A 24,820-nucleotide genomic window follows, 5' to 3' on the forward strand; every position below is an offset into this window, starting at 1 on the left:
GCATATACAAGCCCAAAAGGACTTGGATATGAAATAGGACCCTTAAATTTCGTAAAAAATAAGTTTATGGTAGGCTATGTAAAGAGGACAAGCAGGAGTAAAAAAAACGTTTTGTTTAGAATATAAGTTTTGATTGGATATCGCTTTGGAAAGGCAAAAAAGTGATTTCAGCGATGGATTTTCTTGTATTGCGGAAACTTTCAGAGAAAAATATGAAGGATTTTTTTTAATTTTTTTGCACTTGCCAAAATGTGCGATTTCTTCACTTTCTTCACCTAACCCCTCTTTTTCAGATTTATTCTCTTTTTCAGTTTCGGCAGTTTTTTCAGCGAAAAGGTCAAAGGAAGTATTGGGTGTGAAGCCTAAAAGATAAGTAAAAGCAAGCAAAAAAGAGAAACAAATAAAGCGTTTCCCAAAAATTTGCTCAATATGTTTTTGTATTTTTTTCATACATTGCTACAAAGGTAGCAAAAGTTTCGTACTACAGCAAGAAAAATTAACGATTTTTGTTTTTTCAGGTTTAACAAAATATGTACGACAAATTTTTTGCCAAACTTTTCGCGATAAGCTATTTTTCTTATTTTTGGCGAAAATTTTTTCGCAATGTACTCGCTTTTGCTTCGCCAAGCTACTATTTTGGATAAAAATAGCCCTTTTCATTTGCAAAAAAAAGATATTTTCATCAATGATGGTAAGATTTTACAAATTGCTGATAGCCTCTCTGTTTCTGAAAATACTCGCATCATAGAAAGCCAAAACTTATCTGTAAGTATTGGTTTCGTAGATTTACGTTGCAGTGTACCTGATTTAGGAGCAGAACACAAAGAAACCTTGCAAACAGCTCGCAAGGCGGCTTGTAGAGGTGGTTTTACGCATATTTGCGTACTTCCGAATATGTCGCCTGCTCTGGATAGCAAAGATAGCTTGCAATATATTTTGCAAAAAAACGAAGCCCATTTAGTACAAGCCCTACCCATTGCCGCTGTTACACTGAAAGCCAAAGGCGAAGACCTTGCCGAAATGATTGATTTACACTACGCAGGAGCAGTAGCATTTTCCGATGGTTTGCAACCTATCACTAACGCCGATATTTTGCTAAAAACTCTTTTGTATCTGCAACCCTTAAATGCTTTGCTGATACAACGCCCCGAAGATACACTACTGACGCGATTTGGGCAGATGAACGAAGGCATTACAGCTACCTATTTAGGACTAAAAGGTATGCCTGCTCTTGCTGAAATACTTATTATTCAGCGAGATTTAGAAATTTTGCGTTATACAGGAGGCAAAATTCACTTTTCTTGTGTTTCTTGTGCAAAATCCGTGGACTTGATACGAAAAGCCAAACAAGAAGGATTAAACGTAACTTGCGATGTTTCTGCCCTAAACTTATACTTTACAGAAGAAAAATTAACAGATTTTGATACTAATTTCAAACTCAACCCTCCCCTACGTTCCCAAGCCGATAAAGAAGCCCTTTGGCAAGGCATTGCCGATGATACCATTGATGTCATTGTTTCCGACCACCAGCCCCAAGACACCGAAAGCAAAATATTAGAATTTGATTTGGCTCAATTTGGAGCAATCAACCTGCAAACTGCTTTTTTAGCCTGCAGTACTGCCAAAAAACAAGTTTCTTTGGAGAAAATCATTGAAAAACTTGCACAGAAACCACGTGAAATTCTCGGGTTACCTATACCCACTATTCAAGAAAACTATTACGCCGACTTATGTATATTTGATAGCGATCAAGAACAAATCTTTACTACTGAACAAATTATTTCTCTTTCGCAAAACTCGCCTTTTGTGGGTGAAAAGCTAAAAGGTAAAATTTTGGCAGTTTGCCGAAATCATTTTTGCGAAATATTCTGATTTTTTCACAAAAATTCTTGAAAAAAACTAAAAAAAAATTTCTAATTTCGCTTGCAAATTTAACCCTTCCACTCAAAATACAATGAAAAGCTACATAGACCTCATAGAGCAAACCTTTGAATTCCCAACACCCGAATTTAAGGTAAAAAATAATGAACTGCTGTTTAATGGTGTGCCTTTGATGGATATTATTCGCGAGTACGGAACACCTATGAAAATCACCTACCTTCCCAAAATTACAGAGCATATTCAGTATTCCAAAGAACTTTTTAACAATGCAATGAAAAAATTTAAGTACGAAGGCGAATATGTCTATTGTTATTGCACCAAGTCCTCACATTTTAGTTTTGTATTAGAAGAAGCTCTCAAAAATGATATTCATATTGAAACATCATCAGCCTTTGATTTACCCATCGTAAAAGCCCTTTACAAAAAGAAAAAATTTACCAAAAAACAGTACGTTATCTGCAATGGCTACAAAAGACCGCTTTATTTGCAGTATATCAATGAAATGCTCTCCGATGGCTTTCGGATAATACCTGTACTGGACAATTTGGAAGAGATTGATGCCTATCAGCACAACAAAGCCGAAGTTGTAGAAGTGGGTATTCGTATTGCCGCCGACGAAGAACCCAACTTTGAATTTTATACTTCTCGCCTTGGGGTGCGTTATAGCGATATTGTACCACTCTACAAAGAAAAAATTCGCGACAATCCCAAGTTTAAGCTAAAAATGCTCCATTTTTTTATCAATACAGGCATTAAAGATACAGCTTATTATTGGAGCGAGCTAAGCCGTTTTATGTATAAATATTGCGAACTTAAAAAGATGTGCCCCGATTTGGATACCGTAGATATTGGCGGTGGATTTCCTATTCAGCTTTCTTTGAGTTTTCAGTACGACTATAAATATATGGTAGAGCAAATCATTGAAAATATTCAATGGATTTGCCAAAAAAACAATGTGCCAGTGCCTCATATTTTCACTGAATTTGGCTCTTTTACGGTAGGAGAAAGCGGTGCCGTGATTTATTCGGTGATTGGTCAAAAACTCCAAAACGATAAAGAGCTATGGTATATGATTGATGGCTCTTTTATCACCCAACTTCCCGATGCTTGGGGTATCAATCAGAAGTTTATTCTGCTTCCTATCAACAATTGGGATAAGCCTTATCAGAAAGTTCATTTAGGCGGTCTGACCTGCGATAGTTTAGATTATTACAGCACCGAAGCCAATCTTTCAGAAGTATTTTTGCCCATTGTTGAAAATGGAGATACCCAGTATGTTGGTTTTTTCCATACAGGAGCATATCAGGAATCGGTGGGCGGATACGGCGGTATTCAACATTGTTTGGTGCCAGCCCCCAAACACGTCATTATCAATCGGGATAAAAAAGGGAATATCAGTACGCAACTATTTGCCCCCGAACAAGATAGCGATTCTATGCTAAAAATTTTAGGTTACAAATAAATACTTAAAAATTTGAGGTTCAATGATTTAAGATTTCAGATTGATGATTTAAATTCTGTTTCTTACTTCTTACCTCCTATTTACATTTTTTAGTAATAATCTGAAAAACACATACATAAATTTTTGTTGTTTTCAAAAATTTGATTTTTTTTGTTTATTTTGCGAGAAAAATTTGCTTTTTTCGTTTGCATTTATTTACTTTTTGAACCAAAAACAACACAATGAAATCTAAAAGCTACAAAATTTTTGCTTGGGTGGCAACGGCTTTGTTTGTATTACTTTCAGGCAAATTGTTTTATGATTTTTACACCCTTGATGCACGTATAGTGGAAGAGTTAGAAATCATAGAAATTGCCAAAAAAAGGGTCTTGGCAAATACTATTCTTATCCCTTTTGTAGCTTTTGGGATAGCCTTTTTTATGGCAATTTTGGCTATTTTGCTTACTAATATCGCAGGTTCAACTCGCTATGCAGAAGGCATAGTAATAGGGGAAGTAAAAAATGAGAAAAACACGGAGAAAAAAGGACAAACAGATACTCAAAGCACAAGCAAAGGTATGAGCCTTTCAGCTTTGGGCGAAGTGAATAAAGTTTTAGGAGAATATAATGGCGAGGAGCGTTTAGAACGTATCTTGAGCCTTATCTGCAAAAATTTGGAAGCCGCCCAAGGAGCAGTGTTTCTGCTTCGCAAAGAAGGTAGAAAGAAATTTTTTAGCTTTCAAGTAGGTTATGCTTATTATTTGGCAGAAAGTCAGAAGTTAGAATACGAAGAAGGAGAAGGTTTGGTAGGGCAAGTAGGCAAAGATGGCGTGCCTATTTTGCTCAAAAGCGTTCCCGAAGGCTATATGAAAGTGATTTCGGGTTTAGGAGAAGCCTCTCCTCGCAGTCTGCTGATAGTGCCTATTTTTGCAAGAAATGGCAAAGATGTAATCGGTATTTTTGAGCTTGCTTCTTTTTCAACTTTTACCGAATTACAGAAAAGTTATGTGCAACAAGTGGCTTCCTTGCTTATCGAGCAAATGGAAGAAAGTCTTATTATTACGGCTTAAAGTAGTTTTTCCAAAATTTTGTGCGTATGCTCAACTTATTCAAAAAGTTCAAAATTGGTGCAAAGATTTCACTTATCTTACTGCTGGTAGTTCTTTTAGCGGTAGCTTCGGTAAGTTTTTTTGCCTATAACCAAAGTAAAAACTCCATAGAAGAGCGTTATTTGCAATCTTTGAATGGGGTTGCTGATTTGAAAGTGGAAAAAATCCAAACTTTCATCAACGAAATCAATGCCGCTGTAAAAGTAGGTAGCGATTTGAAGCCTATCGTGGATTTTCTCAAAAAAATAGATGCCCCCTCCAAGCCAGAAGAAAACAAAGAAGAAAAAAAGGCTAATGATGATGAGCTTGGAAATATATTTGAGCAAGATGTACAACAATCAGATACCACACAAACAGGACAAGATACTCAGGCTAATCCTACACCTTCTACAGATTTTGCTATCAATGTAGAACTGGAAAATGCCGTCATTGCTATTCAGTTTGCTTACGAACTCAATAACGTTTATTTGCTGGATAAGGAAGGTAAAGTAAGGTATATCAGCCGTTCTACCCCCGAACAAACCTTGAACGAAACATTCAAAACACCTCCCATAGACCCTGCTATTGTGGTAAAAGGCAGAGATACTACTTATTTCAGTAAAGTTTCTTTACAACAACTGGGCAAAGAAAAAAGAACGGTATTTTGGGTATCTGCTCCTATCCGTGATAAAAACGTGACGGGGAATCCACTCGTTGGTCAGCTTATCTACGAAGTAGATATGGATAAAGTACAAAAACTCGTTTCCGATAAAGTTGGTTTAGGTGAAACGGGGCAAGTGTGGCTCTTACAAGAACAAGAAGGACGTTTTGTGTATCTTAATAGTTTCAAAGCAAAAAATAAAGAAATCAAATCATTAGACAAAGCAGGTGAAAAAGAAGATGCAGGTACGCCTTTCATTATCCGTAGAGCTTTGGATAAAAATGCTAAACACAGCGAAGCCATTGAAGAAGCAGACTTTTTAGCCGTTTCTCGCTATATTCCGGGAGTAGAGTGGGGAATGGTTGTAAAAAACGATAAAGCAGAAATTTACGCTCCTGCGGTGGCTTTGCTCCAAAGGTTTCTCATTGCTGGTGCTGTGGTAATCGTGATTGCCGTTGTTATTGGGATACTTTTCTCCCAACTCCTCACCCGCCCGCTGGCTGTTTTGCGTAGAACTATCACCTTGCTTGGAAAAGGAGAACTTCCTCCTGTGGTTACCACCAATAGCCAAGATGAAATCGGTGAAATGACCGAACAAATCAATGCTTTGGTGCAAAACCTTGAAAAAACTGCTAACTTTGCCCAAGACATCGGTTCGCAGAAATTTGACGTAGATTTCAAACCTTTGAGCGAAAAAGACGTACTCGGAAACGCTTTGATAAACGCCCGTGATAGTTTGATTCGCTCCGCCGAAGAAGCCAATATCAATGCTTGGGTGAACGAACGTCTCAACGTAATCAACGACATTTTGCGTACTACCGACAAACTGGAAGTAATGGCTGAAAAAATCTTGGCTTATGTGGTACGCGAAGTAGGAGCTATTCAAGGAGCTTTTTATGAAATGAAACGAGATGAAAAAGCAGGAACAGAAGAACTTGTAATGATTGCCAGCCACGCCTACAACAAGAAAAAATATTTAAGTGCTTCCTTCAAAGTTTTCAAAAATCGCTACGCCGAAGGGCTCGTAGGGCAAGCCGCTATTGAAAAAGAAGCTATCCGCCGTACTGAAATTCCTGATGATTATGTAACTATTACATCAGGGCTTTTAGGTGAAAAGAAACCTAAATTCTTACATATTTCTCCTCTCATTACCGCCGATACACGAGAAGTGTATGGAGTTTTAGAAATTGCCGCTTTGGAAGAAATTCCCAAAGGTTCACGCGAAGATGAATTGCTTACGCGTATCAGCGATAGTATTGCTCGTACTATCTTCAACATCAAAGTAAGGGAAAGTACCGATTTGCTTTTGAAAGAACAAACTAAACTTACCGAAGAGCTACAAGCCAATCAGAAAGAATTGGAAAAAAATGCCAAAGAACTTGCCGATAAAAACAAAGAAGTAGAAAAAGCCAACCAAGAACTCCAAGAACAAATTGAAAAGGTAAATCAAGAGCAACGCAAAACCCAAGCACTCCTTGAAAACTCATCGGAGGTTATTATTATTTACGACCCCGATAAAACCATTCGCTACGCTTCGCCTTCCGTAAGAAGAATCTTGGGCTTTGAAGCAGACGATCTTTTAGGAAAAAATGATTGGGATAATATTGAACAAGGAAAAGATGCTTTTGAAAGACTTTTCCGAGAGTTATTAGAATACCCTGATGAAAGGCACGCTGCCATTGAGTACTTGTACAAAACTGAAAGCGGGCATACCATTTGGATGGAAGCCACAGGTAGCAATCTAATTCACGAACCCGCCATTCAAGGCATTGTTATCAATGCTCGTGATATTACAGTTCGTAAAGAAGCTGAACGTGAGCAACGCCTTCGCGGTCAGATGCAAGCTCTCTCCGAAAACTCTGCCGACCTTATCTTACGTATGGACAAAGAAGGAACGGTTTATTACGTAAACCCCGTAATTGAAAGCCTTACAGGACACCCCAAAGAAGAGTTCTTGCAGAAAAAAATTACTTCCGATTATATCCCTCAAAAAGTTTTGAACGCTTGGTTCAAACTTGTAGAAACCTCGGTAAGAAACATCACTCGTGGCGAAGCTAAAGCCAGTGGTGTGGTAGATTTTGAAACCATAGAAGGACGTAAAATTATGAGCGTAAATGCCATTCCTGAAAGGAATGATATGGGTGAAATTGAAACTTTCCTTCTCGTTTCACACGATATTACCAAAAGTGAAGAAGACAAAGAAATTATCGCCGCTGCTAATAAGAAAATTACCGACTCTATCAATTACGCTAAACGTATCCAAAGTTCTATTTTGCCCGATAGCACTTGGTTACAAAGTGTATTCCCCGATTCTTTCGTGATGTTCAAGCCCAAAGATATTGTAAGTGGTGATTTCCCCTGGATGCTCAAAACGGATAATGGTGTATTTGTGGCAGTAGTGGATTGTACAGGTCACGGTGTTCCCGGTGCCTTGATTTCACTGATTGGCTATTTCCTTTTGAACAATATTTTCAGCGTGGAAGAAAATAAAAAGCTCAAACCCAGTGAAATTTTGGATATTCTTGACGAGTCTGTTGTACGTACGCTCAGGCAGACCGAAGAAGATGCTATCAGTAAAGACGGTATGGACGTTTCGCTTTGCAAAATCAATTTTGATACAAAAATTTTGGAATACGCAGGGGCTCACAGACCGCTTTACTATGTAGATACCCACAAGCCCGAAATAGAAGACCCATTAGAAGAAATCAAAGGCGACAAAATGCCTGTGGGTGGTGGGCAATATAAAAACAGAGGTGCTTTCGCCAATCACGAAAGACCCTACCAAGAAGGTGATATGATTGTCATTTTCTCGGACGGCTTGCCCGACCAATTCGGCGGACCCGATAACCGCAAGTTTTCACCCAAACGTATCAGAGATATTATCAAAGCAAATTTGAATGTGCCTATGATGGCTCTCAATGATGCCCTTGAAAATGAACTTAAAATATGGATGCGTTTAGATGATGAAAAAAATGCCACTAAACAAACTGACGATATTTTAGTAATTGGTATACGTTTTTAGATAAAATACATAGAAAAAAGCAAAAGATATAGAGTATTTAAGACTTCAAACTCTCAAACTTTGGACTTTTTCAAACAATTTTTAGGAAAGTTTTTTGTTTTCAGAAAAATATTTAACTTACAGCAAAATTTTCAAAATAAAGCATAGTAACCATCAAAAATAGTTAAGCTATATGAAATATGTTTATGAACTGCACAAAACAATGATTGCCAATAATCTGATTTTGGTATATGAAGGGGAATTTACCCAAGATATTACCAAATCCATTTTGGCAATGGCAGAAAGAAATATGGACGCTATTGGCGAACTGGGGGGGGTAAAAAGAAAGGTTTTCAGTGTAATGGTGGAATGTTTGCAAAATATTGTGAAACACTCCGAAGAACTCAACGAAAAAGATGAAGATGGCTTGAAAAACAATGCTATTTTTATGCTTGGAAAGCAAATCAACGAATATATCGTTACTTCGGGTAACCCTATTCGTAATGCCGCTATTCCTTCGGTACAAGCTAAAATTGAAAGAGTAAATTCTTTGGATAAAGACGGCTTGAAAGACCTCTACAAAGAAATTATCAAAAACACTGAAATTTCTGATAAAGGCGGGGCTGGTTTGGGCTTTGTAGATATGGCAAGAAAATCAGGGGAGAAATTAGGGTATAGTTTTGAACCTATCAATGATGAATATTCTTTTTTTGCCTTGAAAATCATTGTTCCTCGTAGTGAATAAATTATTTTTCCCTCAAAGTTAAACATACAAAAATTTGTGATATAGTTATGGAAATCATCAATTTAGAAGGGACCGAAGAAACACCCAAAGTGATTTTGGATAAAGATAATGGTATATTTGAAATTTCGGGACGCTCACTGCCTGAAGATGTAAGAACTTTCTATCAGCAAGTTTTAGATTGGCTTGATAAATATGCCGCCGCACCCAATCCCGAAACTAAATTTACTTTCAAACTTGAATACTTCAATACAGCCTCTTCCAAAGTTATTCTTGATGTATTGACTAAACTGGAAGGCATCAGTGGGGCGAAAGTAATTTGGTATCATCACGATGACGACGAGGATATGGAAGAAGCTGGCAAAGAGTTTCAAGATATTGTAGATGGATTGCCTTTTGAATTCAAAACCTACTAAACCGCTACCTTATAGGCTTTTAGAAGCCTATAAGGTTTTCTGATTAGAACCTTTTTATCGTTTTTTCTCAATCCCTAATTCTATTTATTACTTTGCTATAATTTTTTGCATATATGAGCGAAGCTGTACTCGATGCCCTCACCAAAGTTTTTGCTATTACTATTTTACAAGATGGCGGAGTTTCTCCCAAAGAAGAAAATTTTGTAGCTGAATACTTCCAAGAGGTTTTAGCCCAAGATTCCATTCCCGCTTATATGCAAAAATATAAAGAATATTACCAAAAATTGTGGAACGACTTTGGTGCAAGAGTAAGCGAAAACGAAAAAGAATCTTTGCCCGGTGAAGAAGAAACTGGTAGTAAAAAAGTAACCGACGAAGAAAGGGCTTTTCAGAAATTTTCTGTAAAACTCGGTGGTCTTTTCCGCAAAGAAATCGCTCCCGAAAAAGAAAGTCGCTTGGTTTTAAGCCAAAAAATCCTCATTGTAGTACGAATGTTGGAACTTTTGGCTTCAGATAATCGTGTAACCAAAAGACGTTTAGAAGTAGTATCCACTTCTGCTGATTATCTGCTAAAAAACGAAATACTCTACAAAATTATTTATGATTTCGTTTTCAAGAAAGCAGATGAATTGGTAGGTAACGAAAATATACTCACGGTTAGCTCGCTTTATATCCCTCGTACCAATACTATTAAACACATTCAGATAGAAAGATTAGACGGAGAACTTATATTTTTGCGTATGCCCGAAGCCAATATGTATTTTGTGAAATACACGGGTAGTGAAAATATCAAGCTCAACGACTTCTTGATGAAGCCCAACAAAATTTATCAGTTTACTTCGGGAAGTATCATCAGAACACAAGCAGGTAATTCTTTCTATTTCAGCGATATTGTTGCTAACTTTACTGATGTTCAGAAAAAACAAAAACTTTCTTTCAATGCCATAGATATTGAATACAAGTTCAAAAATGGTAATTTGGGTTTGCGTGGTGTAAGTGTAGCTGAAAGTGCAGGAAACCTCATTGGCATTATGGGAGCAAGTGGGGCTGGGAAAACTACCCTGCTCAATGTTTTGGCTGGTCTTGAAACGCCTTCGCGTGGGCAAGTTCTGCTGAATGGTATTGATATTCACAGAGAAAAAGAGAAAGTACAGGGAGTTATCGGCTATGTAGCCCAAGATGATTTACTTATTGAAGAACTCACTGTTTATCAGAACCTTTACTACAATACCAAACTTTGTTTCAAAAGTTTTACCGAGAAAGAACTGCACGAGCGAGTAATGAAAACCCTTGAAGACTTGGGGCTTGCTCATATCAAAGATTTAAAAGTTGGAAATGTTCTCAATAAAACTATTAGCGGCGGGCAACGCAAACGCCTCAATATTGCTTTGGAACTCATACGTGAGCCTGCTGTCCTTTTTCTTGATGAACCAACCTCAGGACTTTCGTCCAAAGACTCCGAAAACGTCCTTGACCTTCTCAAAGAGCTTTCTGCCAAAGGAAAACTGATTTTTGTTGTAATTCACCAGCCTTCCTCCGATATTTTCAAAATGTTCAATAAACTGATTATTTTGGATACAGGAGGCTATCAGGCTTTTTATGGAAACCCTGTTGATGCCGTTATTTATTTCAAGAAACAAGATAACCAGCTCAAAGCCGAAGAAGGACAATGCCCCAACTGCGGTAATGTAAATCCTGAACAAATTTTCGATATTATTGAGGCTCGTACCATTGACGAAAACGGACAATATACCAACCAACGCAAAAAAACGCCTATTCAATGGAATGAGTTATTTTTGAAAAATTTTAGCGATAAAATTCGCCCCGTAGAAGAGCAAAAAGAAGTACCCCCTAAGGCTTTGGATTTGCCTCATTGGACAAAGCAAACTATTCTTTTTACCATTCGCGACTTTCTGGCAAAAGCAGGTAATACGCAATATATGGCTATCAACCTTTTAGAAGCCCCCCTACTTGCTTTTTTACTTGCTTTTATTATACGTTTCAACAACGACCCGCTTACCTTGGGGTATAGCTATCGCTACAACGACAATATCCCTGCTTATATCCTGATTTGCGTGCTGGTGGCTCTTTTTATGGGACTTACCGTAAGTGCCGAAGAAATTATCAAAGACCGAAAAATTCAACGCCGAGAATCTTTCCTCAATTTGAGTAGGCACAGCTACCTACTCTCTAAACTGATTATTCTGTTCGGACTTTCTGCCATTCAAACGCTTACTTTTGTACTCATTGGTAATGCTATTCTGGAAGTGAAAGGTATGAATATGATGTATTGGGCTGTGCTTTTCACGGTTTCTTGCTTTGCCAATATGCTCGGCTTAAATATCTCGGCTACTTTCAATTCCGTTGTAACCATTTACATTACCATTCCGCTACTACTTATTCCACAAATGATTTTGAGTGGTGTAATTTTCAATTTTGATAAGCTCAATCAATTTGTAAGTGATAGAGGGCAAGTGCCTCTCCTTGCCGACCTTATGGTGTCGCGTTGGGGATTTGAAGCCATCGCCGTTGAGCAGTTCAAAAATAACAAATTTCAAAAGCCATTTTTTGAGTATGAAAAAGAAATAAGTGTAGCAGATTTCCGACAATTATGGCTTGATGAACTCGGCAATGCTCGTGTAAGGCTTTCTAAAATTTTGGATAAAAATTCCGATTCTTTGAACAATGTAAAAACTGCCGAACTCAAACTTATTGCCTATGAATTGCAAAGAGAAAAAGCCTTTGACCTAAAAACCCAGTATGGCAAAGAAAATCGCCCTGCTTTCAAAGATTTTGATAACCTACTTGCCAAACTCAATATCAATACCTACAACGAAAAGGTTGAGGAAGAACTTAAAAGCTATTTAGAAGAACTTGCTGAATATTACAAGGCTCGTAGAAATTATTTCAGCCGTGAAAAAAATGACTTGGAAGATAGGTTAGAGGAAAAAGTGAAGGGCTATTCTTTGGAAAAATACAAAAACACCTACTTTAACGAAAGTCTATCCGATTTGGCTCGGAATGCCAATGTGAGAGATAAAATTTTGCTTTACAAAGAAAAACTCTTGCAACAAGCCGACCCAATTTTCCAAGAGCCTCTGCTCCCTGCACATATTTTAGATTACAGAACGCAATTTCTTGCTCCTTCCAAGCATTTTGCAGGTATGCTCATCAATACCTACTATTTTGATATAATCGTAATCTGGCTGTTTTCGTTGGTACTGTACATTACCCTATATTATGAAACCTTCAAAAAAGCTCTCTCTTTATCTATTTTTGGCTTTTTCAAAAAAACAGAAAAAAACAAAACAAAAAAATGAAAATTTTTCAGGGAATGTTTGAAATTTTAGAAAAAACTACTTTATTTTGAACTGAAATTCTTGTTTTGGCAAAATTCATACCCCAAATTAAAACGTGTAAATTTTATGAAAAAAGTAATTTATAGCCTTCTGACTTTTACTTTCATAGCTATTACAGCTTGTGATAATAGTGATGATATTAACAAAGTAGCAAGCGATACAACTAAAAAAGTAAAGTCAGGGAAAGAAGCTATTGATAAAAAAACTATCAAAGAATTTGTAGATAGAATCCCCAGTCCTATGATTATCTCTTCCATCATCAAAGATAGTGGGATTGATTACGACCAAACTCTGCTCAATTCAGTAGATAATGAATCTAAATATGTGATTGAGTTTAAGCAAGCTCTCAATCTTGGTGTTTTCAGTACAGATTTGGGTTATGCTAATATCTACGAAAAGTCGCAAGATGCTATCAATCTGCTTGTAGGGGTTAAAGATATGGCTGATAATCTTAAAATCGGTCAGTATTTTGAATTTGAAAAAATTAAGCAACTCTCTAAAAGTAAAGACAAACTTGATGAACTCTTGCAACTTACCGAAGAGAATCTTATCAATATCAATAATAAATTGTATGAGCAAGATAGAAGCGATTTGACTGTGCTTATCATTACAGGAGGTTGGGTAGAAGTAATGTATCTTGCTACACAAGTGGTACAGAAAAAAGCAAACAAAGATCTGGAACAAATGATTGCTGAACAGAAAATTGTTCTTGACCAAATCGTGCAGTTATTAGATTACTATGCCAGCCAATCTAAAATGAGAGATCTGCACGATGAACTCGTAGATTTGCAAAAATCTTTTGAAAAAATCAAATTCACCAAGAGCGAAGGTGAAACCAAACAAGAAGAAAAAGAAAACACAGTAGTAGTACAGCAAGGTGGTAGCGAGCAGGCTGAAATAAGTAAAGAAACACTTAATGAAATTACAACAAAAATCGCCGCCATTCGCAATAAAATCGTTAGCTAAAATTTTTACATCAGAGGGTTCAAAGGTATTAGTTTTTTGAACCCTCTATACCCTTTTGACAAGCTCAACAATCAACTTGAAAATTTATGAAAAAACTATTGATAGCTTTTGTTTTTATAGGGGGAATGTTGGGAAAAAGTTTAGCTCAACAGAAAACGACCACTACTCCACAAAATACCAAAACCGAGCAAAAAACAGGTACGCAAACTCAAAAAACCACAAAAACTCAGCCTGACCCTAAAAAACAACAACCAGAAACTAAAAAAGAAGAGAAAAAAGAAATAAAAAAAGAGGTAAAAAAAGAAATAAATCCTCGTATTGAAAATTGTAATCCCGCTGGCTACATCACTGATATTACTGAATCCCTTAAAGCATCGGGATTTAAGTTTTTGAGAAGTTATAAATTGGAAGGGGTTTCTAATAAACCCATACAACACGAATATACCTTTAGTAAGGGTACTACCTATACTATCAGAGTAGCATCTTATTTGGATAGCAGATTAAAAGTTATTTTATACGATCCCGAAGGTAGAGCCATAGCTTCAACTTACAATGCTGACTCCGATAAGTTTTATCCTTCTATCCAAATACAATGCAACAAAACAGGTGTCTATAAAATTTCTTTCGAACACCACTTTAATAAAAGAGATTTCTGTGGTGGAGCAATATTAGCTTTCAAACGTTAAAAAAAATAAATTTTTATGAAAAAAATCTTTTGGCTTCCTATGTCTGCTATCATTTTGATGGCTTGCCCCAAAAGCGATAATGAACAAAAGCCTACACAAGACACTACTCAAAAGCAAACTAACACCAAAACAGAGTTCAAAACAGATTATGAACTTTTGAATGCAATGCCGAACCCTATTGAAATGACTGACCTTATCAAAAGTTCAGGGATAGAATATGACAATAGTCTGCTGAATAAACCCGAAAATATTGAAAAATACAATGCCGAACACCAAATAGCTCTAAATTTAGGCGTGTATAGCGTAGATTTGGGTTATGCCAATCTGCACAACAAAACCCAAGATGCTATCAGGTTTTTAGATGCTACTCGCAAAATGGCAGAAGGCTTGAAAGTCGCTCAATTTTTTGATTTTGAAAAAATCAAAAAAATTACCCAAGAAAGCAAAGATATGAACGAGCTTATTCTTACCACTGGGCTGGGGCTTACGGCTATGCGTCAGAAATTAGAGGAAGAAAAACGTGGTGAAGTGCTAACATTGATGGTAATTGGAGGCTGGGTAGAATCTTTGTATTTGGCTACCCAAGTTGCCGAAAAAGCTAATAAACCTGCTCTAAATGAAAAAATTGCAGACCAAAAATTCGTGGTTGAAGCCATTTTGAAAGAATTAGAGCCCAACAAATCCGTTTCCAAACACATTGAAAGTCTCTACAACGATTTACAGAAAATTGGTGAAAGCTATAAAAACATTAGCGTGGAACCCCAAGAAGGCAAACCCGCTAAGGTAAATATGAGCAAAGATGACTTTCAAAAGCTCTCACAAGCACTCAAAGAAGTCAGAGGGCGTATTGTAAGTTAAAAATTATAGCCTAATATATTGACAACTATTATATTTTTTATTACTTTTGAAATCAAAACCAGAACTCTCAAAAAATCAACACATATATGAAAAAAGTATTATTTTTACTCCTCGCTTTTAGCTTCGCATATCTTGCAAATGCTCAATGTGATGTAACTGAATACACCAACAAATGTGCTGAACGCCTTAAACCTGATGGCTTCAAGTATCTCAAAAGCTACAAATTAGATTTTATGAATGGTAGCAAAAAGCAAATTATTTACTCCTATGTATTCAGTAATAACACAAGCTATCGTATCACGCTTGCCAATGGAAATAATAAAGGACTTTTTGTAACCTTAATGGATTCTGAGAAAAAGCCAGTAGCAAGTAGCTATCTTGAAAAAGAAAAGAAATATATGCCTGCTATTGATATAAAATGCTCACGTACAGGTATCTATTATTTAGCTTATGAAGTGAAAGAAGGTAAAGATTACTGCGGTTCAAGTGTTATTGGCTTCAAAAGATAAAATATTTCAATAAGTTTTTTTAATAGTTGTGTTGGCTTATGCAAGCACAACTATTGTTTTTTTTACAACCTAATTTCATTTTTTATGCGTACTTTATCTAATGTTTTCGGAACTATTTCTAATATTGCTTTTACCATACTTTTGATAGCCTTCGTTTTGAAAAATTTTCAAAGCCTTTCTGCTGAAACCTTCAAAACACTTTCTCTGATTGCTTGGGCTTCATTGGCTTTTGCCTCCTTTATAGAAGGGTTTTTATTTGTTGGTAAAAATAAACTTGCGGTCATTTTAGCGGGCTTGAGTGTTTCGGCAACGGCTATTTTTATACTTTCTAAAATTATGAGTTGGCAGGGCTTTGAAAAGTTAGAATATGCTCCATATACTGCTATCGGAGCAGGAGTTATACTCTTAATTGCTCAAAAAAAGTTATCTAATATAGGGACAAAGGCTTTAATTGTTGGAACAATCGGTATTCTAATAGTTACAGGAAAATTGTGAAGGCGTATGCTCAAAGGCGAAATTATCAACGGCTATGTAATTTTGCAAGATTTTACTACCGCAGGAGGCGGACTAAGTAAATGGACTTTCGCTCGTAAAGGAGAAAAGGAGTATTTTATCAAAGAATTCCTTTCACCCAAGTACCCTACCGAAACTTCGCCGGGTAGCCCCAAATCCAAGGAACGTAAAAAGCAAGAATGTGAAAAGTTTGAAAATCACCACAAAAACCTAATGAAACAAATCAATGAGCGTTGTGGTGTGGGAGGAAATTTAGTAGTTACACTTGATTTTTTCAGAGTAGGAAGTACTTACTATAAAGTAACGGAAAAAATTGATGTTGCTTCACTTTCCCCCAAAGAAATCTATGCCCTTCCTTTGCCAAATAAAATTCTGATACTTAAAACCATAGCTCACAGCCTTAATATTTTACACAAAGCGGGGATTGTTCACGGCGATTTGAAGCCCGAAAATGTACTTATCAAGCAAACTCGTCTGAATTATTATACCACCAAACTCATTGATTTTGATAATAGCTATTTTTCAGGCAACCCTCCCGAGCTGAGCGAAGAAGTAGTGGGTGATATGGTTTTTTACTCTCCCGAACTTGCTCGCTATATTCAGGGGAAAGAAAATCCCGAAAAACTAACTACTCAATCTGATATTTTTGCTTTGGGTTTGCTGTATTGCATCTTTTTACAAGGCGAACTCCCCGATTTCCCCAAAAAATATGCTTATCCTTGCCTTGCTGTAAATGAAGGGAAAGAGCTTAAACTCATTGATGCCAAATTGCCCAAAAAGCTAAAAAAAATGGTAAATGCAATGCTTGCCCCCTCTCCTACCGAACGCCCCACCGCAGAAGAAATCTTTGAAACCCTCAAAAATCTTGATTTGAAAGATGATGATGAACTTGTAAAAGTTCCTGAAAGAAAGTCTTTTGTAGAAACTTACTGGGAAGAAAAAGAAAAAAAAGAAGCTGAAAGTAAGAGTTCCAAACTAAAAATGACATTCAGCAAGAAAAAAGAAAAAACTACCGAAGAAACCGAAGCCTCCCTTGAACTTGAAATGAAAAAATTTGAAGAAGCTATGAAAATTATAGATGAAATGACTGGAGTATCTGAAAGCAAGCTACGAGGCAAAGGACTAAAAATTGGAAAGAAATAAAAAATAAAAACCTTCAAGTTTTGAAGGCTTTTTATTGAACGTACCCAGGGCCGGAATCGAACCGGCACGCCCGAAGGCATACGATTTTGAGTCGTACGCGTCTACCAGTTCCGCCACCTAGGCATTTTTGGCTTTTGGGACTGCAATATTAGTGCAATCGGTTTTTATTTCCAAATTTTTTGGCAAAAAAAATATCAATTTTACAATAAAAATCTGAAAATCAATTTTCTTTTTGTTGCAAACTATTCCATAAAAGCTCCGCAACTTTCTTGCCCGCCACCGAAGCAATTTCCTCAAATCTTGCTTGCTTGATATTTGCCAACGACTTGAAATGTCCAAGCAATTTCTGCATTGTTTTTTCCCCAATGCCTTTGATACTTTCCAACTCACTCTCAAAAGCCTTTTTGCTACGCTTTTCTCTATGGAATGTAATGGCAAAACGATGCGTTTCGTCGCGAATTTGCTGAATAAGCCTCAAAGATTCCGATTTTTTGGAAAGATGAAGAGGTAGCTCATCATCAGGGAAATAAATTTCCTCTAACTTTTTGGCAATACCAATAATTGCCATTTTGCCATAGATTTCCAAATCTTGCAAAGCCTTGCAAGCGGCAGATAGTTGCCCCTTGCCGCCATCTACAATTACAAGTTGAGGCAGAGGTTGTTTTTCCTCCAAGAGCCTTTTGTAACGCCTAAAAACGATCTCGTACATTGAAGCAAAATCATTCGCCCCCTCCACGGTTTTGATATTAAAATGTCTATAATTGCGTTTAGAGGGCTTTCCATTCAAAAAACAAACCATTGCCGCCACAGGTGTAGTACCCTGAATATTAGAATTATCAAAACATTCAATATGCACAGGTAAATCTTGCAAGCGTAAATCCTTTTGCAAAGTTTCTAAAATGCGTTGTGTGCTTTCCAAAGACTTTTGTTTTCTTTCGGTTTGCTTACGTAAATGCTCTTTTTGAGCAAAGTACAAGTTTTTCAATGAAAGGTCTAAAAGTTTCTTTTTTTCACCTACTTGGGGTGTAAAAAAACGCAAATCCGTAGGATTTTCGGCTATGGCTATGTTGATGATTACTTCTTTGGCGGGACTATTATATTTTTCTTGTAAGTTTAGAATAGCTAAAAGAGCGATTTCTTCGGCAGTTTCGTCAAGTTTTTTCTCAATTTGTTGATTTTCAGTGTGCAAAATAGTTCCATTCTGAATATCTAAAAAGTTAATAAAAGCGTTCTCCTCATCTGTGGTAATGGTAAGTACCATAACATCAGTGATATTAGGATTTACCACTTGCGATTTTTCCTGAAAAATCTGCAAAAGCTCTATTTTCACTTTACATTCTTGTGCTTTCTCAAAAGCAAGTTCAGCGGCATAAGCAAGCATTTCTTGCTCTAATTTTTCCTTCACAGCTTTAATGTTTCCTTTCAAAATTTTTTTGATTTGCTCAACATCTTCTAAATAATTTGCCTCACTTTGCAGACCCTCGCAAGGAGCTTTGCAGTTCTTGATATGAAACTCCAAACAAGCCTTGAATTTGCGTTGAGCAATATTTTCCTGCGAAAGATGATAAGGGCAAGTCCGAATCGTGTAAAGTCGGCGAATGAGTTCCAGCAGTTCGTTCATTGCACGTACATTCGTGTAAGGACCAAAATAAGTGCCTTTCTCACGCTCCAAACGACGAGTACTGATAACTTTCGGAAAAGGCTCATTAGTAATGCAAATGTAAGGATAAGTCTTATCATCTTTTAGCAAAATATTGTATTTTGGCTGAAACTCTTTGATAAGGGCATTTTCTAAAAGCAATGCATCTAATTCAGAATTTACCACCACGTATTCTATTCGGTGAATTTGAGAAATCAGTCTTTGGGTTTTACGATTATGATTTTGCAAATTTGTAAAATATGAGCTGACCCGATTTTTAAGGTTTTTTGCCTTGCCAACATAAATAATAGCATTATTGGCATCAAAAAATTTGTAAATACCTGCTTCTTGGGGCAATTCACTCAAAATTTCCTTAAAATCTTTCATAAAACTCACAGATTTTCTCGCAAATCGGTTTTCAGTGCATTTTTAGCAGGAAACCAAGCTACAATCCACGTACAAACTACAATCGTAAAAAAAGTAAAAACAAAATCCAACCAATCCATTCGTACAGGATAAGCATCAACAATAGTTGAAGTAATATTCATTTTTACAAAACCATATTTTTCCTGTAAAAAGCAAAGCAAATATCCCAAAATAAGCCCTATGATGCCACCTGTAAGAGCAATCATAAGCCCTTGCCAAATAAAAATTTTTTGAATAAAACCTTTTTCAGCTCCCAAAACCTGCCACACGGCAATATCTTTGCGTTTTTCAATGACTATCATTGAAAGCAAAAAGAATATATTAAAACAAGCTATCAGAAATACAAAAGAAAGGGCAATCCGTGTAACCAATTTTTCAATGCGAATAGCTCGCAAAATTTCGTATTGTTGTTCCTCTTGGTTTTGCACTAAAAAATCACTGCCTAATACCTTTTGCAATTCTTTCTGAATTGTAGGGATTAGCTTTTTATCTTTGACAGCAATTTCTAAGTAACTACGTTCATTATGCTGATATTGCATCAACTCTTCGGTAAATTCAATGGGTACAATAATATATTTGCCATCGTGTTCGTATTCTACCTCAAAAACCCCCGAAGGCAAAAGAGCCAGTTTGCGAATATCTTTTTCAGTCATAGAGATTTTTTGCTTGCGGTTCGGATACCAAATTTCTAGTACATCATCAGCCATATTCATTGTAAGCATCTGAAACACCCCCAACCCTACTACTGCACGAGCATAATCTCCTTCATAAAGCCTAAACTCCCCTGCTCTTACTTGTTTGGCTATGCCTCCTAGTTCTGCAAAATTATTGGTAACCCCTTTTATTTTCCCTACCATTTGTCGGTCTTTGTAACGAAAAACAGCATCATCTTCTATTGCCTCCGAAACTACTTTTATACCTGCTACGGAAGCAATTTTTTGCTTAATTTTTTCATCATAAACAAAAAATTTACCTTTGGCAGGAGAAATTTTAAGTTCGGGGTTTAGGATATTGTATTGGCTACGCATCAGTGCCTCCAAACCATTGAAAACTGAAAGCAAAACAATAAAAGCAATTGTAGCAAGGGCAATTACAATGACCGTAATAGCAGAAATAATGTTGATAAAAAGATTTCGTTTTTTGGAAAGAAAATATTTTCCTGCAACTTTTAGGGCTAATTTCATATTTTTGTGCAAAATCTTATGCCAAGTAACAACAAAAAAAGCATATCCGCAAATCTATGCAAGTTTCCGTGATTATACCAACGTATAATGGTGCAAAAAAGATTTTGAACTTGCTTCATTCTTTGGAAAAACAAACTTTCCGTGATTTTGAAGTAATTGTAGTAATAGATGGCTCTACTGATGAAACGCAAAAAATACTTGCAGAAACCCCATTCAATTTTCCCTTAAAAACCATTTATCAAGCCAATAAAGGGCGTGCAGGGGCAAGAAATGCAGGGGTAAAAAACGCCTCTGCCGATTTGCTCGTTTTTGTAGATGACGATATGCGTTTAGAACCTGAAGCCATACAAAAACATTGGGATTTTCATCAAATCACGAAAAATGCAATTTTAGTAGGCAACCAAATAGAAGATTGGAATGCCTTACAAAATGATTTACAAAAGTACAAAGCCATTTTGAGCCGAATCTGGGGCAATAGCGTAATTAGCAAGCAACCTATGCCTGCCGATAAGTTTTTTCTCACCTCTGCCAACTGCTCTTTGAACAAACAATTATTTGAGCAATTAGGCGGTTTTGACGAAAAACTCACCGATGCCGAAGACTATGATTTGGGAAAAAGGGCTATTGAGCAGGGTATCGCCATTTATTTTAACCCTGAAATTATTGGTTGGCACGATGATTTTATCACTTGTCGTAGTTATATCAAACGCCAACAACAATACCAACAAGCTCACCAAAGGCTCAAAGAATTATATCCTGAACGTTACGCATACAATCAATATGCTTACAAACCTGCCAAAGGTATCAAAAAACTCATTTACAAATTTTTTGCGGGCTGGTTTTGGGTAAATGTAGTAGATAAATTCAATTTTCTGAAAATCTTACCCCAATCGCTCCGTTACAAAATTTATGATATTATTATTACGGCAAATGCCGTACATTTTCCATTAAAATTTCAAGAAAATAAACGATAAGCCAAAAAAACTGCCCCCAACGAACCTATAACATTCAACAAAACATTCCAAAAGGCATATTGTAAAGATTTCTCAGCCAAAGCAAGCGTTTCGTAACTAAAAGCTGAAAAAGTCGTAAAACCTCCCAAAAAACCCGTTACCAACAATAAACGATATTTTTCAATGGCTTCTTTGTGTAAAGCAAAGAAAACTCCTATCAAGAATGAACCTACCAAATTGACAATAAGAGTTCCAAATGGAAAGCGAGTAGAAAAAATAGCTGAAGCCAAAATATTTACACCATACCTGCTTACGCAACCCAATCCACCTCCTAAAAATACCCAAATAATATTTTGTATCATAACTGATAGAATAGCGTATTTTGAGTAGAATCTTGCTAGTTAGAGCTAACCAAAAAAATTTGCCAAATTTTCTTTGGGTGGTTCTTCTGTTTTTGAAGGTTCTGTATATTTTTCGGTTAGCTGTTCCATCTCTTGTTGATGCTTTTCTAAAATAGTTTCTGCTTCTTTAATTTTACTATCAAAAGTTTCCAGAATATTACGTTCTTCGCTTTTGCTCACCTTATCCAGCATTGAATATGCCCAATTTTTCAGGTCAGTGATAAGATTATCGCGATAAGAATCCAACATCAAACACTCGTGGCGAATGTTTTTCATTTCATTGATAGCATCTTGCATCAGACTTTTAGATTTACTATCTGCTTTCTGAATCAAAATTTTAGCTTGATGGCGGGCATCATTCAAAATATCATCTGCTTTGAGTTGTGCTTCTTTGATTTTGAGTTCGGCATCGCGTTTGGCTTGTTCTACAATATGGCTACCTGTATCTTCGGCTGTTTTGAGCGTTTTGAACAAAGAGCTTTCCACCTGACGAAGTTGAGAAACTTCCTTTTCTGCCATTTCCAAGCGTATTTTTGTTTCACGCAGTTCGTTATTAAGTTTTTCCCACTCTTGCGATAGTGCTTGTAAAAAAGCCGTTACTTCATCTTTATCATAGCCCCCGAAAGCCTTTTTTTCAAAAGTTTTCTGACGAATTTCAATAGGCGTAATTTTCATAAACAGGTGTTTTTGGTAAAGAAAAGGAATTAGTCCAAAATTTTTACAAAACTAATACTTTTTCACTCAAAAAACTAATTTTCAACGCAATTTCAAAAGCACTTTATCCCCTCTGCTAATACCTCTACCCGCTTTCACTGATTGATAATATACTTTTCCTGCTCCCTCTGTTTGCACGCGTATGCCTCTATTTTCAAGCAAAAATAAAGCATCGCGAAGCGTGTAGCCTTTCAAATCGGGCATATAGCCTTTACGTTGCTCCGATGATTGTAAAAAAACAGAAGCATCAGGGCTAAATACACTTTTAACCCAATCATTGGTGCTATCGGTTTTTACATTTATCCCTAAATTAGTGTATGCTTCGTGCAAAGCATTTCGGTAGCCACTTTTATGCACGGCTACAAAATTATTGTTGGGCATACCACCCAACCCCAAAGAACGTTGCAAAAGGGCATCTTGGTAAAAAAGTTTATCAGCCACCTTTCTGAATACAGGTGCGGCAACATCACCTCCATACTGCTTATCGCCACGAGGGTTATCAATGACTACAATACAACTATACTTGGGCTTTTCAGCAGGGAAAAAACCCGCAAAAGAAGTATGATAAGCCTTCACATACTTTCCATTGCGAAATTTTTGAGAGGTACTCGTTTTGCCAGCAATTTTATAGAGCGAATTTCTTACGGAGCGAGCTGTCCCACGCTCTACAACACCCTCTAATAGCGTTTTCAGCAGTATGAGGGTACTATCTGAACAAATTTTTTCTTTGAGTGTAATGGTTTTGAACTCTTGTATAATTTCATCTGCTTCTCGGATACTTTTCACAATAATAGGCTGTACCATTTTGCCATTATTAGCTACAGCATTGTAAAAAGCAAGCATCTGTAAAGGGGAAATTCGCATTTCATAGCCAATAGCCATCCACGGAAGCGAGGTAGCACTCCAAGTAGGGTCTTGGGGAGTTTTGATGTATGGTTTTGCCTCTCCTGCCATTTGGAAATCCAAAGGCGTATTTAAGCCAAATTTTTCTAAATACTGAATAAATCGCATAGGTTCGTGCCTGAATCGGTCATTGACGAGCTTGGCAATGCCAATGCTGGAAGAAACTTCAAACATTCTTTGCACGGTAATAGTACCAAAGCCCCCTTTTTTAACATCAGTGAGTTTGACACCATAAAAATCTTTTACACCATCTTCAGTATCTACATAATCGGTGATTTTTACGGCTTTATCTTCCAAAAGAGCCATCATAGATGCCAACTTGAATACCGAGCCAGGGTCAGTGCTACCCTTATCGCCTATAGCGTAATTGTAATTTTCACTATAAGAACCATCTTCATTTTTACCTAGGTTTGCCATTGCCTTGATTTCACCTGTTGCGACCTCCATTACAATTACACAACCAAAGTCAGCATCGTTTTCAACCAAAGCCTCTAAAAGAGCATCTTGGGCTACGTCTTGAATATTTACGTCTAATGTAGTGTACAAATCATAGCCATTTTCAGGCTCAATGTAAGAACCTGCCTGATAGGGTATCCAATTGCCCCCTGCAATTCTCTGAAAAAGGGCTTGCCCCGATTTTCCTGCCAAATATTTATGAAAGCTATATTCTAATCCCACCCCAACAATTTTGCTAGAATCTTCAGTGGAGTACCCCAAAGTACGTGAAGCAAGCATTCCGAAAGGACGAAATCGTTGAAATTCAGGCTCAAAAATCACCGTAGTTCGCTTACGATTTTTGCTCTGAATTCTAAACAAAGGAAATTGAGCTATTTGCTGTTTGGCAAGATAATCAATGCGTTTATTATTGAGATAAACAAACTGCTTTTTCGCATTCCGAGCATCAGTAATGAGTTTTTTGTAATAAGAAGCAGATTGGTCTTGAAAAAAATTAGCAAGCAGTTTGGAAAGCGAATCAATATTTTTCTTAAAATCTTCATCATTAGGCAAAGTAGGGTCTATGGCTACGCGATAGTAGGGTAAAGATGTAGCCAGCAAACTGCCATCACTTGCATAAATATTACCCCGCATAGCAGGGATTTTACGAAAGCGAATATCTCGTTCAGCAAAACGTTTTTCCCACCTCTTACCCTGTACTATTTGTAAGTACGCCATACGAGCTACCGAAAGCATCGCCACAGCAAGCATTGCTAAAAAAGCAATACGCACACGTAAGAGTATAGACTTTTTGACGTTCATCACAAAGAAACTAATAAAAATCTTTGAGCAAAAATATAAAATCTTTCGTGAAAAGCGTTATTTTGCGAGGAAAAAGATA

Annotated in this window: 20 protein-coding genes and 1 tRNA gene; 14 read left to right on the top strand and 7 right to left on the bottom strand. The window is 36.8% G+C overall.

Features of this window, described 5'->3' with window-relative positions; translation table 11 throughout:
• Positions 1–42: 42 nt before the first annotated feature.
• Positions 43–450 carry a hypothetical protein gene (locus Rain11_RS01240; protein ID WP_101357514.1) on the bottom strand — a complete coding sequence of 136 codons (408 nt, stop codon included), beginning with the start codon at positions 448–450 and terminating at the stop codon, positions 43–45.
• Between the two features lie 153 nt (positions 451–603).
• On the opposite strand from Rain11_RS01240, the gene Rain11_RS01245 reads away from it, so the two are divergent.
• The 13 genes from Rain11_RS01245 (at position 604) to Rain11_RS01305 (ending at position 17,264) form a co-directional block, all read left to right on the top strand.
• Positions 604–1,872 (top strand): dihydroorotase, encoded by a 1,269-nt coding sequence (locus Rain11_RS01245; protein WP_101357515.1) that lies wholly within the window; start codon positions 604–606, stop codon positions 1,870–1,872.
• Between the two features lie 82 nt (positions 1,873–1,954).
• A complete protein-coding gene (locus Rain11_RS01250) occupies positions 1,955–3,343 on the top strand; it encodes a type III PLP-dependent enzyme domain-containing protein (RefSeq protein WP_101357516.1) in 1,389 nt (462 codons plus the stop codon).
• 221 nt (positions 3,344–3,564) lie between these two features.
• Positions 3,565–4,392, top strand: a complete 828-nt coding sequence (locus Rain11_RS01255) for a GAF domain-containing protein (protein ID WP_101357517.1) — start codon at positions 3,565–3,567, stop codon at positions 4,390–4,392.
• Between the two features lie 26 nt (positions 4,393–4,418).
• Positions 4,419–8,093 carry a PAS domain S-box protein gene (locus Rain11_RS01260; RefSeq protein WP_101357518.1) on the top strand — a complete coding sequence of 1,225 codons (3,675 nt, stop codon included), beginning with the start codon at positions 4,419–4,421 and terminating at the stop codon, positions 8,091–8,093.
• Positions 8,094–8,265: 172 nt separating this feature from the next.
• On the top strand, positions 8,266–8,817 hold the full coding sequence (locus tag Rain11_RS01265; RefSeq protein WP_101357519.1) for a SiaB family protein kinase: 552 nt from the start codon (positions 8,266–8,268) through the stop codon (positions 8,815–8,817).
• 47 nt (positions 8,818–8,864) lie between these two features.
• Complete coding sequence (locus Rain11_RS01270) at positions 8,865–9,230, top strand: DUF1987 domain-containing protein (RefSeq protein ID WP_101357520.1); 366 nt, start codon at positions 8,865–8,867, stop codon at positions 9,228–9,230.
• Positions 9,231–9,343: 113 nt separating this feature from the next.
• The gene (locus Rain11_RS01275; protein ID WP_101357521.1) at positions 9,344–12,550 is read left to right on the top strand and encodes an ATP-binding cassette domain-containing protein; all 3,207 of its coding nucleotides are present in this window, start codon (positions 9,344–9,346) and stop codon (positions 12,548–12,550) included.
• Positions 12,551–12,655: 105 nt separating this feature from the next.
• Positions 12,656–13,555, top strand: a complete 900-nt coding sequence (locus Rain11_RS01280) for a hypothetical protein (RefSeq protein ID WP_133121459.1) — start codon at positions 12,656–12,658, stop codon at positions 13,553–13,555.
• An 86-nt stretch (positions 13,556–13,641) separates the two neighbouring features.
• Complete coding sequence (locus Rain11_RS13855; RefSeq protein ID WP_165778051.1) at positions 13,642–14,241, top strand: hypothetical protein; 600 nt, start codon at positions 13,642–13,644, stop codon at positions 14,239–14,241.
• Between the two features lie 15 nt (positions 14,242–14,256).
• Positions 14,257–15,099 carry a hypothetical protein gene (locus tag Rain11_RS01290; protein ID WP_101357524.1) on the top strand — a complete coding sequence of 281 codons (843 nt, stop codon included), beginning with the start codon at positions 14,257–14,259 and terminating at the stop codon, positions 15,097–15,099.
• 86 nt (positions 15,100–15,185) lie between these two features.
• The gene (locus tag Rain11_RS01295; protein ID WP_101357525.1) at positions 15,186–15,608 is read left to right on the top strand and encodes a hypothetical protein; all 423 of its coding nucleotides are present in this window, start codon (positions 15,186–15,188) and stop codon (positions 15,606–15,608) included.
• Between the two features lie 84 nt (positions 15,609–15,692).
• Entirely contained in the window at positions 15,693–16,103 is a 411-nt protein-coding gene (locus Rain11_RS01300) for a hypothetical protein (protein ID WP_101357526.1), read from the top strand.
• Between the two features lie 6 nt (positions 16,104–16,109).
• Positions 16,110–17,264 carry a protein kinase domain-containing protein gene (locus Rain11_RS01305; protein ID WP_101357527.1) on the top strand — a complete coding sequence of 385 codons (1,155 nt, stop codon included), beginning with the start codon at positions 16,110–16,112 and terminating at the stop codon, positions 17,262–17,264.
• A gap of 41 nt (positions 17,265–17,305) precedes the next feature.
• Here Rain11_RS01305 and Rain11_RS01310 read toward each other — a convergent pair.
• From Rain11_RS01310 to Rain11_RS01320, 3 genes are all read right to left on the bottom strand, one after another.
• Positions 17,306–17,387, bottom strand: a tRNA-Leu gene (locus Rain11_RS01310).
• A gap of 97 nt (positions 17,388–17,484) precedes the next feature.
• Positions 17,485–19,290, bottom strand: a complete 1,806-nt coding sequence (gene uvrC / locus Rain11_RS01315; RefSeq protein WP_101357528.1) for an excinuclease ABC subunit UvrC — start codon at positions 19,288–19,290, stop codon at positions 17,485–17,487.
• Positions 19,291–19,295: 5 nt separating this feature from the next.
• Positions 19,296–20,513, bottom strand: a complete 1,218-nt coding sequence (locus tag Rain11_RS01320) for an FtsX-like permease family protein (protein ID WP_101357529.1) — start codon at positions 20,511–20,513, stop codon at positions 19,296–19,298.
• A gap of 56 nt (positions 20,514–20,569) precedes the next feature.
• Here Rain11_RS01320 and Rain11_RS01325 point away from each other — a divergent pair, with 56 nt between their 5' ends.
• Complete coding sequence (locus Rain11_RS01325; protein ID WP_101357530.1) at positions 20,570–21,487, top strand: glycosyltransferase family 2 protein; 918 nt, start codon at positions 20,570–20,572, stop codon at positions 21,485–21,487.
• On the opposite strand, the gene crcB is transcribed toward Rain11_RS01325, so the two are convergent.
• From crcB to Rain11_RS01340, 3 genes are all read right to left on the bottom strand, one after another.
• On the bottom strand, positions 21,469–21,828 hold the full coding sequence (crcB, locus tag Rain11_RS01330; RefSeq protein WP_101357531.1) for a fluoride efflux transporter CrcB: 360 nt from the start codon (positions 21,826–21,828) through the stop codon (positions 21,469–21,471). The two genes, Rain11_RS01325 and crcB, sit on opposite strands and share 19 nt — an antisense overlap.
• Positions 21,829–21,873: 45 nt before the next feature.
• Positions 21,874–22,542: a DivIVA domain-containing protein gene (locus Rain11_RS01335; protein ID WP_101357532.1), complete on the bottom strand. Its 669-nt coding sequence runs from the start codon at positions 22,540–22,542 to the stop codon at positions 21,874–21,876.
• An 81-nt stretch (positions 22,543–22,623) separates the two neighbouring features.
• Entirely contained in the window at positions 22,624–24,741 is a 2,118-nt protein-coding gene (locus tag Rain11_RS01340; RefSeq protein ID WP_101357533.1) for a penicillin-binding protein, read from the bottom strand.
• Positions 24,742–24,820: the final 79 nt, after the last annotated feature.

It is taken from the genome of Raineya orbicola, assembly GCF_002843425.1.
In the GTDB taxonomy this organism is placed as follows: domain Bacteria; phylum Bacteroidota; class Bacteroidia; order Cytophagales; family Thermonemataceae; genus Raineya; species Raineya orbicola.

What these genes read in the sequence shown, in the direction of transcription:
- Rain11_RS01280 (WP_133121459.1), top strand. Translation starts at nt 12,656, where the DNA reads ATGAAAAAAGTAATTTATAGCCTTCTGACTTTTACTTTCATAGCTATT.
- Rain11_RS01305 (WP_101357527.1), top strand. Translation starts at nt 16,110, where the DNA reads ATGCTCAAAGGCGAAATTATCAACGGCTATGTAATTTTGCAAGATTTT.
- Rain11_RS01290 (WP_101357524.1), top strand. Translation starts at nt 14,257, where the DNA reads ATGAAAAAAATCTTTTGGCTTCCTATGTCTGCTATCATTTTGATGGCT.
- Rain11_RS01260 (WP_101357518.1), top strand. Translation starts at nt 4,419, where the DNA reads ATGCTCAACTTATTCAAAAAGTTCAAAATTGGTGCAAAGATTTCACTT.
- Rain11_RS01245 (WP_101357515.1), top strand. Translation starts at nt 604, where the DNA reads ATGTACTCGCTTTTGCTTCGCCAAGCTACTATTTTGGATAAAAATAGC.
- Rain11_RS13855 (WP_165778051.1), top strand. Translation starts at nt 13,642, where the DNA reads ATGAAAAAACTATTGATAGCTTTTGTTTTTATAGGGGGAATGTTGGGA.
- Rain11_RS01250 (WP_101357516.1), top strand. Translation starts at nt 1,955, where the DNA reads ATGAAAAGCTACATAGACCTCATAGAGCAAACCTTTGAATTCCCAACA.
- Rain11_RS01275 (WP_101357521.1), top strand. Translation starts at nt 9,344, where the DNA reads ATGAGCGAAGCTGTACTCGATGCCCTCACCAAAGTTTTTGCTATTACT.
- uvrC (WP_101357528.1), bottom strand. Translation starts at nt 19,290, where the DNA reads ATGAAAGATTTTAAGGAAATTTTGAGTGAATTGCCCCAAGAAGCAGGT.
- Rain11_RS01265 (WP_101357519.1), top strand. Translation starts at nt 8,266, where the DNA reads ATGAAATATGTTTATGAACTGCACAAAACAATGATTGCCAATAATCTG.
- Rain11_RS01340 (WP_101357533.1), bottom strand. Translation starts at nt 24,741, where the DNA reads ATGAACGTCAAAAAGTCTATACTCTTACGTGTGCGTATTGCTTTTTTA.
- Rain11_RS01295 (WP_101357525.1), top strand. Translation starts at nt 15,186, where the DNA reads ATGAAAAAAGTATTATTTTTACTCCTCGCTTTTAGCTTCGCATATCTT.
- Rain11_RS01270 (WP_101357520.1), top strand. Translation starts at nt 8,865, where the DNA reads ATGGAAATCATCAATTTAGAAGGGACCGAAGAAACACCCAAAGTGATT.
- Rain11_RS01300 (WP_101357526.1), top strand. Translation starts at nt 15,693, where the DNA reads ATGCGTACTTTATCTAATGTTTTCGGAACTATTTCTAATATTGCTTTT.
- Rain11_RS01325 (WP_101357530.1), top strand. Translation starts at nt 20,570, where the DNA reads ATGCAAGTTTCCGTGATTATACCAACGTATAATGGTGCAAAAAAGATT.
- Rain11_RS01255 (WP_101357517.1), top strand. Translation starts at nt 3,565, where the DNA reads ATGAAATCTAAAAGCTACAAAATTTTTGCTTGGGTGGCAACGGCTTTG.
- Rain11_RS01320 (WP_101357529.1), bottom strand. Translation starts at nt 20,513, where the DNA reads ATGAAATTAGCCCTAAAAGTTGCAGGAAAATATTTTCTTTCCAAAAAA.
- crcB (WP_101357531.1), bottom strand. Translation starts at nt 21,828, where the DNA reads ATGATACAAAATATTATTTGGGTATTTTTAGGAGGTGGATTGGGTTGC.
- Rain11_RS01335 (WP_101357532.1), bottom strand. Translation starts at nt 22,542, where the DNA reads ATGAAAATTACGCCTATTGAAATTCGTCAGAAAACTTTTGAAAAAAAG.
- Rain11_RS01240 (WP_101357514.1), bottom strand. Translation starts at nt 450, where the DNA reads ATGAAAAAAATACAAAAACATATTGAGCAAATTTTTGGGAAACGCTTT.